The organism is Mesorhizobium sp. M0772, assembly GCF_040320135.1.
In the GTDB taxonomy this organism is placed as follows: domain Bacteria; phylum Pseudomonadota; class Alphaproteobacteria; order Rhizobiales; family Rhizobiaceae; genus Mesorhizobium.
Window position 1 is genome coordinate 1 of record NZ_JAMYPB010000090.1, and the last position, 11,819, is coordinate 11,819.

Sequence of the window (11,819 nt, forward strand, 5' to 3'; positions counted from 1 at the left end):
CCAACCTTGCCAAGGCAGTAAGCCAGTGTCAGGCGCAACAGGTCGCTCGCCGACCTGACGCCGCGCGGGCGCAGGAACGCCTTCGTCTCGCGGGCACTTCCTGCGATCAACTCTTCGCCGCCCAGAAGCTCAATCGTCTCGGCCCAGCCGTCATCAACAAGCGATTCGTGTGTCATCGCAGTGTAGAATCACACCCGATTCCGCAGGGCAATACCTACCTTAGCGCCTATGCCCTGCTGCGGGCGTTGATTTGCAAAATGGGTCGTCCAAAAGGCCGTCCGAATTTATTCTGTGATTGCAGTGGCTGCATGGTCGTAGGCTGTCTAGAAACGAGCGCTTCCGAACAGGGGTAAGTTAGCCTGTCATCTGGACGGCCTTGAACAGGCGACCTATTGGTACGCGCTGGCGCCAACGATGGGGCCCGGTCCAAAGCCGGCTAACGAGGAACCCACCACGCTCTGTGCAGCAAAACCGCTAGCCAGAGGGATCGACCGGCAGCACTCTGCCACAGACCATCAAGGGCGTTCGGACCGCGGGCTTGCCCGCTGGTCTGACACCGCTCCTCCATCATTGGCGAGCCCACATCAGTTCAGGTGATGCGGATTCATCTGGCATAGGTATTGCGGCGGCGTTGGTGCAGCGTTCGACCGGAGCGCCGCGATAGGGAGAAGCCCGGGAGAAGTCACGCCACCTCGATCCGGTCAGGGAGAGAGAAACAGTGTCAGCTGCACAAGTCCGCGGCGCGAGTCCCGCGCCCCGCAAACCCTTCTACACCAAGCTCTACGCCCAGGTGCTTGCCGCCATCGCGCTCGGCGTCGCAATTGGCTACTTTTATCCGGAGACCGGCGAGAGCCTGAAGCCGCTGGGTGATGCCTTCATCAAGCTGGTCAAGATGATCATCGCGCCTGTCATCTTCCTGACAATTGCGACCGGCATTGCCGGCATGAACGATCTTCATAAGGTCGGCCGGGTCGCCGGCAAGGCAATGGTTTATTTCCTCACCTTCTCAACGCTCGCGCTGATCGTCGGCCTCATCGTCGCCAATGTCGTCCAGCCTGGCGACGGCCTGAACATCGATCCGGCCTCGCTCGATGTCCAGGCCGTGAATACCTATGCCGCAAAAGCCAAAGCGCAGTCGGTCACCGGCTTCCTGATGAACATTATCCCGCCAACGATCGTCGGTGCCTTCGCGGAAGGCGACATCCTGCAGGTGCTGTTCTTCTCGGTTCTGTTCGGCATGGCGCTTGCGATGGCCGGAGAGACGGGCAAGCCTGTCGTTTCCTTCCTCCAGGCGCTAATTGTGCCTGTCTTCAAGCTCGTCGGAATTCTGATGAAGGCCGCGCCGATCGGCGCTTTTGGCGCGATGGCCTTCACCATCGGCAGATATGGCATCGGTTCGGTAGTCAACCTCGCGATGCTGGTCGCGACGTTCTATTTCACCGCCTTCCTCTTCGTGTTCGGGGTTCTCGGCGCAGTCTGCCGTTACAACGGCTTTTCGATTTGTTCTCTCATTCGTTACATCAAGGAAGAGCTGCTGCTTGTCCTCGCAACGTCCTCCTCGGAGGCGGCGCTCCCGTCGCTGATGGAGAAAATGGAGAAGGCGGGCGCCAGGCGTTCGGTTGTGGGTCTCGTCATCCCGGCCGGATATTCGTTCAATCTGGACGGCACGAATATCTACATGACGCTAGCGGCTCTCTTCATCGCACAGGCGACGAACACGGATCTGTCCATCGGCGATCAGGTGCTGCTGCTGCTCGTAGCAATGCTTTCCTCCAAGGGCGCTGCAGGTGTGACAGGTGCGGGCTTCATCACCCTGGCGGCTACGCTCGCGGTAGTTCCGAGTGTTCCCGTTGCTGGGATGGCACTGATACTCGGCATCGACCGATTCATGTCCGAATGCCGGGCGCTGACGAATTGCGTCGGCAACGCAGTGGCATCCCTCGTCGTCGCACGCTGGGAAGGAGAGTTGGACCGAGCACAGATGAAAGCTGCCTTCAGCGGTCATCAGCTTACCGAGGCATCAAACCGGCTACCCTCCTGCAAGTAAGGTGGGCGACCCACGACCTGTGAAGTCGCTTAGCTGGTCACATAACTGAACGACCGACCCGCAGCCTCTAAACGGCTCCTCACGGACCATGTATCAGAAGCGCTAAATGTGTGAGTGCAAATCGTCACCGCCCTTTAAGCGAATGAGCCTTTCAGTATACCCGGCCGGTTTACGTCTGCAATGATGTTCGTCCAACACGCTGTGCCCATTCGTATGGGGACGTCTTCACTTTGCCACCCGAAACCGAAACGCGTTAGGCGGACAGAGAGCCGGCCCGCGTCAAAAACCAATCAGAATAGGACCTATGACCAAGCGCCCCACAATTGCCGATCTCGCCCGCGAAGCCCGAGTCAGCGTAGCAACGATCGATCGGGTTCTGAACGCCCGCCATCCGGTGCGCGAGGAGACCGCGCGGCGGGTCCACGACGCCGCCCAGGCGATCGGCTATCATGCTGCCGGGCTAATCAAGCAGCGGTTGCGGCGAGACCTACCGCACTACCGTCTGGGCTTCATCTTGAGAAAACCGGCCCAGCATTTCTACCAAGATTTTGCGCGCGAGGTCGAAGCATCGGTCAATTTGGCCCAGTCCTTCCACGGCATTCCGCTCGTCGAATTCGCCCCGTCACATATGCCAAGCGACCTGATCGCGCCGCTCAAGGAGTTGGGCGCACGCTGCCATGCAATCGCGATGGTGGCACCGGACCACCCGAAAATCACAGCAGCGGTTGAGGACCTCAAGGCCAAGGGCATTCCGGTTTTCTCACTGCTTTCCGACTTCGCCGCCGGCGTGCGACAGGGGTATATCGGCCTCAACAACCGCAAGGTGGGGCGCACGGCCGCTTGGATGGTGTCCAAGGTCGCAAAACGGCCCGGCAAAGTGGCGGTGTTTGTCGGCAGCCATCGTTTCCAGGGGCACGAGCTCCGTGACGTCGGCTTTCGCTCCTATTGCCGTGAGAACGCGCCCACGTTCGAGGTGCTGGATCCGGTCATGAACCTCGAGAAACGGCAGATCACCTACGAGGCAACGCTTGATCTCATGCAGCGGGAGCCCGAGCTCGTCGGCTTCTATGTCGCCGGCGGCGGCATGGAGGGCGCGATCTCCGCGCTCCGAGAAGAGGGCAAAAGTCGGGATCTCGTCGCGATCGTGAATGAAATCACACCTGAGTCTCGGGCAGCGCTTGCAGATAACATCGTCACGATGGCGGTCGCCACGCCAATGCGCCGGCTTTGCCAGGAGCTGATAACGCTGATGACACGGGCTATCGAGACCGGCACCGCTGAAACACCCGGACAGACATTTCTGCCGTTCGACATCCATCTGCCGGAAAATATATGAAGGCGGAAGCGCGAGGTAGATTGCCTAGATCCGCAGCGTCAACCTCCACCGGCTTCACTTGCCAACATGCCCGAAGTTCTCGTGCAAGGGGGGTGTGGTCAATGATCCCGCACGGCAAGAGCCGAGCGAGGCCAGCACAGTCCATTTGGGGTCGACCTCGTCGACCGCCATCTCCTCGCCTGGCTGCACGTGACAAGCCGCGGCACAGCCGGCAAGGTAGGAAAACCATCTTCTGGGACTTCGCACGCAAATCGAGGCGGCAGTCAATTCAGTAGCAGCCCGGGCGTGTGTTCTGCTCGTTCCGGCCCCTCAGCGACCACACTTAGCAAGGAACTGCGCCGCTCTGCCGGGCCAAAGGCCCGACGCCCGAAGGGCGACCGCTCCTACGCGATCGCGTCCGCCTCCAGAGCCGCCATCGAAAAGAATGCTCGCGTCGTCACCACCTACGGCCAAAGCGGGCAATCAAGGCAGCTGGCATCACTCTGCCACACATCCTCGACGAGCAACTCGCCTGAGATCAGCCCCAGAACGTAGGTTACACGCGCCGCGCCGGCGCTTGTCGAACATGCTGATCAGCCTGTATTACAGGCGGTGATTAGGTGGGGCTCAACATCTTCCGGGACTTCGCACGCGATTTCGAGGTGGCAGTCGGTACCAAGAAACGAAAGGTCGGATCGGCGTGCCCGAGACGCTCAATAATTTCAGGCAAAGGCGCCAAGCGAGATGCCTCCTGCAACATCATTTCCCGCATCCACACGCTTGCCGGATCACTATTGTGAAGCTCAGGCCATTGGACGGCTTCCGTGAATGCAGGAGGAGGAAGTGGCGGCGGAAGTTGGACAATCCGCAGGGGTGTTGTTTTTGCGAAATGCTGCGCCAGCCGTAAGGGCATGGTCCCGATGCGGTTGGTGCCTGACAGGACGGGCGGGATCAGGCTAAAGCCCTGTACGACAACTTCGATACGTCTCTCGAAACCGTGCTCGAGCAAATACCATTCCTCCATGGTGGGCTGCCGGGTGTGCCTGAATTTGAGCACAACATGTCCCATGCACAAGTATCGCTCGAATGTAAGTGGCTCTGACAGCTGCTTGTTCGTGCCGCAGCCTACGCCTACGAGCTTATCTTCGAACAGGGCTGCGCGAGGATGTTTCGACATGAACACTTCCGGCATGATTAGAAAATCAACGTCGCCGCGCCGGAGAAGCTCCTCGGGGTCGTCGCAAATAGGCAGACATTCAAAGCGAACGGCGGGAGCTTCCCGCGCAGCGCGCTCTACTATCTTCCTAAAAAATACGAGCGTGATGTAATCGGAAAGCATGATTCGGAAGAGACGATCCGATTGGGCCGGGTTGAAGGCGTCGGGGGAAATAATCGATAGCTGGATGTGCAGCAATGCGTCCCGGACTGCTGGGGCGAGCCCGTCGGCGCGCGGCGTCAAAATGAGTTCGCGGCCGTTCATCGTAAATAGCTCATCGTTGAAATAGGCGCGTAGCCGAGCAACGGCGGCGCTCATGGCCGGCTGGCTCAGGTTGATACTGCGAGCCGCGGCAGTGACTTTACGCTCCCTCATCAGAGCGTCCAGCACAACGAGGAGATTTAGATCCAGCCCTTTAAAACGCATGTCATGTTCTATCCAACGTGTGGATGCGTGTCATTCAAACAATCAATTTTACGAATTTACGAGCCATGCATTAGAGGAACGGAAAGTGAGCGACGTCAAGCTCAAATCGACGACACGGGCCGGAACTCGAGAGAGCGTCTGGCTCACCTTCGCCAACGACAACGGCTGAGTGCAGCCAACAACGCCGCTTTGGTCGAGTAATGCGGCCGCAAAAACCAATATGAAGAGAGGTCCTGAATGCGCCATCAGGTGCAGTGGAAGTTGTGCTGGGAAAACGAGTTGCAGCTCTCCGATCACGTTAAGCTCGCCGAGTTCTTTCGTGATACGTACGGGCCGACTGGGGCGTCCAACGCAGAACCGTTCGAAGGTAGTCGAAGCTGGGCCGGAGCCAGGCCTGAACTCCGCGTAATCGCCTATGATTCAAGCGGTGTAGCGGCTCACATGGGCATACTGCGCCGTTTCATCAAGGTCGACGCGGTCGACCTGTTGGTGGCTGAACTGGGCCTGTACGGGGTACGTCCGGACCTTGAGGGTCTGGGAATCGCCCATTCAATCCATGTCATGCTTCCAATACTGCAGGAGCTTGGCGTTCCATTCGCTTTCGGAACGGTCAGGGACGCGATGCGGAATCATGTTGAGAGGTTCGGACGGCGATACAGCCCTATGGCCGTTTTGTCGGGAATTCGCGTGCGCTCCACCCGACCAGAGGCCCGCCTCGACCTGCCGCCCACACGCATCGATGACGCACTCACAATTGTTCTGCCAGTTGGACGGCCGATCAGCGAATGGCCCACGGGCACGATGATAGATCGGAACGGACCAGAGCTATGAGCCGGTCCGATTGCTTGTACGAAGTGCGCCGTGAGTGCTCTGACGGCACCGGCCGTCGAAGCGTTTATCTGACGTTTGACGACGGTCCCAATCCACTTTTCACACCGGAGATTCTCGACGTGCTGGCAGAGCAGCGGGTGCCGGCAACTTTCTTCGTCATCGGCGCCTACGCCTTAGAGCACCCATATCTAATCCAACGGATGATCGCAGAAGGGCACGAGGTAGGCAACCACACGATGTCTCATCCGGATCTGTACCAATGCGGTTTCGGCGAAGTGCAACGTGAGGTCTTTGAAGCGAACGACGCCATCATGAGAGCGTGCCCGCAGGCCTCGGTCCGCTTTGTTCGCGCGCCCTACGGCGCCTGGAGCGAAGAAGTCTGCACAGCATCACAGATCGCCGGGCTGGCGGCCCTTCATTGGTCCGTCGACCCTCGAGATTGGTCTCGCCCTGGAGTCGAGGCGATTATCGATAAAGTGCTCGCCTCCGTCCGGCCGGGCGCAATTGTACTCTTGCACGACGGATGCCCTCCCGGCGAGTTGAGCCAGGGCGCTCACGCCGGCATGCGCGACCAGACGGTCACGGCGCTGTCCCGGCTGATTCCAGCACTGCGTGAGCGCGGATTTGTAATCCGCTCACTTCCTCAACATCACTGAACAACGAGATCCCATGACTCTTCTTGGTACAACCAGCACTGTGGCCATTTCGCTTTATGCACTGCTCTCGACTGCCTATAAGAGCATGCAAGGGCTTTATGCTATGCCGACAAAGGATTCGTCGGCGTTGGAGGTTCTCGCCGGCTCCGACAAACTGCCCAGCGTCGATGTCATCGTCCCCTGCTTCAACGAGGATCCGCGCACGCTTTCAGAGTGCCTGGCTTCCATTGCAGACCAAGAATACGCCGGAAGACTTCGGGTCTATTTGGTTGATGACGGTTCTGGAAATCGCGAAGCCTTAGGAACTGTCCACGAAGACTACGCGCGCGACCCCAGGTTCGACATCATTTTGCTTCCCGAGAATGTTGGAAAGCGCAAGGCGCAGATCGCCGCGATACGACGCTCATCAGGGGATCTGGTGCTTAACGTTGATTCAGACACGGTACTCGCGCCCGACGTCATTTCGAAGCTTGTACCGAAGATGCGAGATTCAGCGGTCGGCGCAGTCATGGGTCAGTTGACGGCCAGTAACCGAACCGAGAGCTGGCTGACCAGGCTGATAGACATGGAGTACTGGCTGGCTTGCAACGAGGAGCGCGCGGCACAGGCTCGCTTCGGTGCCGTTATGTGCTGTTGCGGCCCATGTGCCATGTACCGCCGGTCTGCGCTCCTTTTGTTACTGGACCAGTACGAGTCGCAATTTTTTCGGGGCAAGCCAAGCGACTTCGGTGAGGATCGCCATCTCACTATCCTGATGCTGAAAGCAGGCTTTCGAACCGAATACGTTCCGAGCGCCATCGCGGCCACAGTCGTTCCGAACAGACTCGGACCGTATCTGCGCCAACAACTCCGTTGGGCACGAAGCACATTCCGGGACACACTGCTTGGGCTGCGCTTGCTGCCTAGCCTAAATAGCTATCTCACGTTGGACGTGGTCGGACAGAATCTCGGCGCGCTACTCCTCGCCCTATCGGTATTAACGGGCCTCGCACATTTCGCACTGACAGGCACTGTGCCTTGGTGGACAGGACTGATGATTGTGTCCATGACCATGCTCCGATGCAGCGTGGTAGCATTTCGTGCTCGACAATTTCGATTTCTTGGCTTTTCGCTGCACACGTTCATCAACGTCTTTCTCTTGCTTCCGTTGAAGGCCTACGCGCTGTGTACCTTGAGCAATAGCGATTGGCTGTCGCGAAGCTCTGCTGTCGCTACATCGAACACTGGGGGAAAACAGGCCCCCACCCAAGCTCCGATCACTGGTTCCAGCAGGGCAGAACTCTCGCCCCATTCGGCTCCGCTTCGCAGGCTCAGTCTTGCGCGGGATTCTTCGGAATTAGTCCTGTCGGACAACATTTGCGGCGACGATTGATCGCAAATACCTAATGGACGAAAGGTGCACGAGTTTGACCCAGAACGTGAATCATCAGTTGCTTGATCGGGAATTGGCCGCCGACGATCCGTGGGGCCTCGACGGCAATCCATTCGAGCGGAAGCGCCACACGCAAATGCTCCAGCTGGCGCTTGCCCAAGGCTCCATTACAAATGCCCTCGAAGTCGGGTGCGCTGCCGGCGCATTCACGGAAAAACTAGCCCCCTACTGCCAAGGGCTCACCGTCATCGATGTCGTGGCGCAAGCGATTGCTCGAGCACGTCAACGGATAAAGGAGCCGTCGCGCATCAACTGGATAGTCTGCGATGTTCAACAGTTTTCGACCGACGAGTTGTTTGACGTGATCGTTGTGGCGGAGGTCCTCTACTACCTCGGAGACATAGCCGAGATGCGCGCGGCCGTCAAAAACCTGGTGCGGGTGCTTGCGCCAGGCGGGCATCTGATCTTCGGATCGGCAAGGGATGCTAATTGCCGTCGCTGGGGTCACGCCGCTGGTGCTGAGCCGGTCATCGCCATGCTGAACGAAACGTTGATCGAGGTAGAGCGGCTTGAGTGTCGGGGCGAGTCGGTCAACGAAGACTGCTTGCTCGTCCGTTTCCGGAACCCGATTTCCGCTTCCTGATGAATCTCGAATCTATCGCCGTTAACGTGGAGACACTATGCGCATCTGTGGTACCAAGCTGACCCATGATGGGGCGATCGCCCTGGTCCAGGATGGACGGCTCGTCTTCTGCGATGACCAGGAAAAGCGGCACAACGATCCGCGTTACCAATCCATCGATAATCTCGACGCAATTGTCGCCGCTTTAGCGGAGCAGCGGCTAGATCCTTGTGATGTCGATCAGTTCGTTATCGACGGCGGGGATGGCGAAGACGAGTCACAGTTTCAGATCGGCAGGGAACCAAGCGACCGCCAGTTTTGTCGTCCCTCTCGGTAAAATGAACCCATGTCCATGATAGCGATCGACCTTACTGACGTAAGCAAAACTTATGACAAGCTCGTTGTCGACAGGCTGTCGTTCCGCGTTGCGGCGGGGGAATGCTTCGGGCTCTTGGGACCGAACGGCGCGGGCAAAAGCACGATTGCGCGTATGGTCCTCGGCATGACATCGCCTGATGCGGGGAAGATTACTGTGCTCGGCGCTCCAGTGCCGGCGCGCGCGCGTTTGGCACGTATGCGCATCGGCGTGGTCCCGCAGTTCGACAATCTTGATGCCGCGTTCACTGTACGCGAGAACCTGTTGGTGTTCGGGCGCTACTTCCGGATGAGCAGACGCCAGATCGATGCGGTCATACCATCGCTGCTTGAGTTCGCCCGCCTCGAGAACAAAGCGGATGCGCGCGTCGCCGAACTGTCCGGCGGCATGAAGCGGCGCCTGACGCTCGCGCGTGCGCTCATCAATGACCCGCACTTGCTGGTGATGGACGAGCCGACCACCGGCCTCGATCCGCAGGCCCGCCACCTGATCTGGGATCGGCTGCGATCGCTGCTGGCGCGGGGCAAGACTATTCTTTTGACTACCCATTTCATGGAAGAGGCCGAGCGGCTGTGCGATCGGCTGTGCGTTATGGAGGAGGGGCGCAAGATCGCCGAAGGTCGCCCGTCCGAACTCATTGACGAGCAGATCGGCTGTGACGTGGTGGAGGTCTACGGCGGCAATCCGCATGAACTAGGTGCGCTGATCCGGCCGTACGCACAGCGCATCGAGGTGAGCGGTGAGACGCTTTTTTGCTATGCACCCGATCCGGAGCAGGTGCTGGCGCAGCTACGCGGGCGCACGGGTCTACGCCTTCTGCAGCGTCCCCCCAATCTCGAGGATGTGTTTTTGCGGTTAACCGGGCGCGAGATGGAGGACTGAACAATGGGCGAACGTTATGCGGCGGGCATGCCCGCCAATGCGTGGAATTGGGTCGCGGTTTGGCGCCGCAACTATCTTGGATGGAAGAAAATCGGGCTTGCATCGGTTCTCGGCAACCTCGCCGATCCGATGATCTATCTGTTCGGTCTCGGCTTTGGCATCGGAACAATGATAGGTCCTGTTGAGGGCACTTCGTACATTGCGTTTCTCGCGGCTGGCATGGTTGCCACAAGCGTGATGGCATCGGCGACCGCTGAAACGGTCTACGGGAGTTTCGGCCGCATGGGCGACCAGCGCACCTGGGAAGGAATGCTATGCACTCAGCTGACGCTCGGCGATATCTTACTCGGCGAATTGGCGTGGGCAGCCACGAAGGCCCTCATGGCGGGCACAGCAATCACTATTGTTGCTACCACGCTCGGCTACGCATCGTGGCCATCCATCCTCTGCTTGCTGCCAGTCATCGCTCTCAATGGCCTCGCCTTCGCGAGTCTAGCGATGGTCGTCACGGCGCTTGCGCCCAGTTATGAATATTTCATATTTTATAATACGCTTGTTATTACACCCATGCTGTTCCTTTGCGGCGCGATGTTTCCGGTCAACCAATTGCCCGGCGCTTTTCAGTATGCTGCCTCCTTATTACCGCTCGCACATGCAATCGACCTCATTCGTCCAGCGATGCTTGGCCGTCCGATTGACAAAATGGGCCTGCATATCGGCGCGCTTTGCATATACACAGTTTTGCCCTTCTTCTTTTCGATTGCTCTTTTTCGTCGAAGGCTGATGCGTTGACGCTACTCACCATTCGAATTGAATGTTTGGTCGCAACCCATTCACACGCCGCCTAGATCAAGACATGCGTTTTAAGGGACTCGATCTGAATCTCCTCGTCGTGTTGGACGCTCTGGTCAGGGAACGTAAAGTCACCGCGGCGGCCCGCAGTATTAACCTGAGCCAGCCGGCAATGAGCGCCGCCGTTGCTCGGTTACGCGCCTATTTCAGCGATGAGCTATTTACGATGAGCGGCCGCGAGCTCATTTTGACACCTCGCGCTGAGGGGCTCGCCCCAGCAGTCAGGGAGGCATTGCTGCACATCCAGCTATCGATTATTTCCTGGGACGCCTTCAACCCAGCCCAATCGGATCGTCGCTTCCGGATTATCCTTTCCGATTACATCACGCTCGTATTTTTTAAGAAGATCGTAGAACGTGCTGCGCGGGAAGCTCCCGCCGTCCGCTTTGAATGTCTCCCTATTTCCGACGACCCCGAGGAGCTTCTCCGGCGCGGCGACGTTGATTTTCTAATTATGCCGGAAGTATTCATGTCGAAACATCCTCGCGCAGCCCTGTTCGAAGATATGCTCGTGTGCGTAGGCTGCGGCACGAACAAGCAGCTGTCAGAGCCACTTACATTGGAGCGATACTTATCGATGGGGCAGGTTGTGTTCAAATTCGGGGACACCCGGCAGCTCTCCATGGAGGAATGGTATTTGCTCGAGCACGGTTTCGAGAGACGCATCGAAGTTGTCGTACACGGCTTTAGCCTGATCCCGCCCGTTGTATCAGGCACCAGCCGCATCGGGACCATGCCCTTACGGCTGGCGCAGCATTTCGCAAAAACAACACCCCTGCGGATTGTCAAACTTCCGCCGCCACTTCCTCCCGCATTCACGGAGGCCGTTCAATGGCCTGCGCTCCACAATAGTGATCCGGCAAGCCTGTGGATGCGGGAAATGATGTTGCAGGAGGGATCTCGTATGATTCCTCTGCCTAAGAGCACCGGACGTCTCAGTTGTCCCCAAATTGAGAAAATGCCCCCCCCTCGACTATGAGAGGAGGCATGGATGGCGATGCCCCGCCGCCTGCGACCCCGCAACTGCTCAGCAGAAGGGCGAAGCGAACGAGAGTGAATCCATTTCGTAAATGTGTGCCTATCCAAGCAATCGATTTCTGCAATTGTCCGATGACGAATATGAACGCGCCTGAAGGTGTGGAGGCGGAAGCCTGTTCGGGCCCTTGCGGCCGACCACGATGAATCCCTTCCAAACCTTCAGCCGGACGGTGTTGTTGACGCGCT

At 58.3% G+C, this 11,819-nt stretch carries 10 protein-coding genes and 2 pseudogenes; 11 read left to right on the forward strand and 1 reads right to left on the reverse strand.

Annotated features, from left to right (window positions below):
• Positions 1-718 precede the first annotated feature (718 nt).
• From NKI06_RS30170 to NKI06_RS30980, 3 genes and pseudogenes are all read left to right on the forward strand, one after another.
• Positions 719-2,047 (forward strand): dicarboxylate/amino acid:cation symporter, encoded by a 1,329-nt coding sequence (locus NKI06_RS30170; protein WP_023706359.1) that lies wholly within the window; start codon positions 719-721, stop codon positions 2,045-2,047.
• A gap of 304 nt (positions 2,048-2,351) precedes the next feature.
• Positions 2,352-3,383 carry a LacI family DNA-binding transcriptional regulator gene (locus NKI06_RS30175; RefSeq protein WP_023672231.1) on the forward strand — a complete coding sequence of 344 codons (1,032 nt, stop codon included), beginning with the start codon at positions 2,352-2,354 and terminating at the stop codon, positions 3,381-3,383.
• Between the two features lie 281 nt (positions 3,384-3,664).
• Positions 3,665-3,898, forward strand: a pseudogene (locus NKI06_RS30980) (IS1634 family transposase); the annotation flags it as partial.
• Between the two features lie 80 nt (positions 3,899-3,978).
• Here NKI06_RS30980 and NKI06_RS30180 read toward each other — a convergent pair.
• Positions 3,979-5,004: a LysR family transcriptional regulator gene (locus tag NKI06_RS30180; protein WP_023694281.1), complete on the reverse strand. Its 1,026-nt coding sequence runs from the start codon at positions 5,002-5,004 to the stop codon at positions 3,979-3,981.
• A 237-nt stretch (positions 5,005-5,241) separates the two neighbouring features.
• Between NKI06_RS30180 and NKI06_RS30185 the strand changes: the two genes are divergently transcribed.
• From NKI06_RS30185 to NKI06_RS30220, 8 genes and pseudogenes are all read left to right on the forward strand, one after another.
• A complete protein-coding gene (locus NKI06_RS30185) occupies positions 5,242-5,835 on the forward strand; it encodes a NodA family N-acyltransferase (protein ID WP_023685029.1) in 594 nt (197 codons plus the stop codon).
• The gene (nodB, locus tag NKI06_RS30190) at positions 5,832-6,491 is read left to right on the forward strand and encodes a chitooligosaccharide deacetylase NodB (RefSeq protein ID WP_023672235.1); all 660 of its coding nucleotides are present in this window, start codon (positions 5,832-5,834) and stop codon (positions 6,489-6,491) included. The genes NKI06_RS30185 and nodB overlap by 4 nt, the downstream gene beginning before the upstream one ends.
• 13 nt (positions 6,492-6,504) lie before the next feature.
• The gene (gene nodC / locus NKI06_RS30195) at positions 6,505-7,863 is read left to right on the forward strand and encodes a chitooligosaccharide synthase NodC (protein ID WP_023687361.1); all 1,359 of its coding nucleotides are present in this window, start codon (positions 6,505-6,507) and stop codon (positions 7,861-7,863) included.
• A 13-nt stretch (positions 7,864-7,876) separates the two neighbouring features.
• Positions 7,877-8,506, forward strand: a complete 630-nt coding sequence (gene nodS, locus NKI06_RS30200) for a nodulation methyltransferase NodS (RefSeq protein ID WP_023685032.1) — start codon at positions 7,877-7,879, stop codon at positions 8,504-8,506.
• Between the two features lie 37 nt (positions 8,507-8,543).
• Positions 8,544-8,777 (forward strand): annotated as a pseudogene (locus tag NKI06_RS30205) (carbamoyltransferase N-terminal domain-containing protein); the annotation flags it as partial.
• Between the two features lie 54 nt (positions 8,778-8,831).
• Positions 8,832-9,743, forward strand: a complete 912-nt coding sequence (gene nodI, locus NKI06_RS30210) for a nodulation factor ABC transporter ATP-binding protein NodI (RefSeq protein ID WP_023685034.1) — start codon at positions 8,832-8,834, stop codon at positions 9,741-9,743.
• Between the two features lie 3 nt (positions 9,744-9,746).
• Positions 9,747-10,535: an ABC transporter permease gene (locus NKI06_RS30215; protein ID WP_023687364.1), complete on the forward strand. Its 789-nt coding sequence runs from the start codon at positions 9,747-9,749 to the stop codon at positions 10,533-10,535.
• Between the two features lie 64 nt (positions 10,536-10,599).
• The gene (locus NKI06_RS30220; RefSeq protein ID WP_023703124.1) at positions 10,600-11,574 is read left to right on the forward strand and encodes a LysR family transcriptional regulator; all 975 of its coding nucleotides are present in this window, start codon (positions 10,600-10,602) and stop codon (positions 11,572-11,574) included.
• The last annotated feature ends 245 nt before the right edge of the window (positions 11,575-11,819 follow it).

Bases quoted from the DNA above. Each gene is read 5' to 3' on its own strand.
- nodS (WP_023685032.1), top strand. From the start codon at position 7,877: ATGGACGAAAGGTGCACGAGTTTGACCCAGAACGTGAATCATCAGTTG.
- NKI06_RS30220 (WP_023703124.1), top strand. From the start codon at position 10,600: ATGCGTTTTAAGGGACTCGATCTGAATCTCCTCGTCGTGTTGGACGCT.
- nodC (WP_023687361.1), top strand. From the start codon at position 6,505: ATGACTCTTCTTGGTACAACCAGCACTGTGGCCATTTCGCTTTATGCA.
- nodB (WP_023672235.1), top strand. From the start codon at position 5,832: ATGAGCCGGTCCGATTGCTTGTACGAAGTGCGCCGTGAGTGCTCTGAC.
- NKI06_RS30175 (WP_023672231.1), top strand. From the start codon at position 2,352: ATGACCAAGCGCCCCACAATTGCCGATCTCGCCCGCGAAGCCCGAGTC.
- nodI (WP_023685034.1), top strand. From the start codon at position 8,832: ATGTCCATGATAGCGATCGACCTTACTGACGTAAGCAAAACTTATGAC.
- NKI06_RS30185 (WP_023685029.1), top strand. From the start codon at position 5,242: ATGCGCCATCAGGTGCAGTGGAAGTTGTGCTGGGAAAACGAGTTGCAG.
- NKI06_RS30180 (WP_023694281.1), bottom strand. From the start codon at position 5,004: ATGCGTTTTAAAGGGCTGGATCTAAATCTCCTCGTTGTGCTGGACGCT.
- NKI06_RS30215 (WP_023687364.1), top strand. From the start codon at position 9,747: ATGGGCGAACGTTATGCGGCGGGCATGCCCGCCAATGCGTGGAATTGG.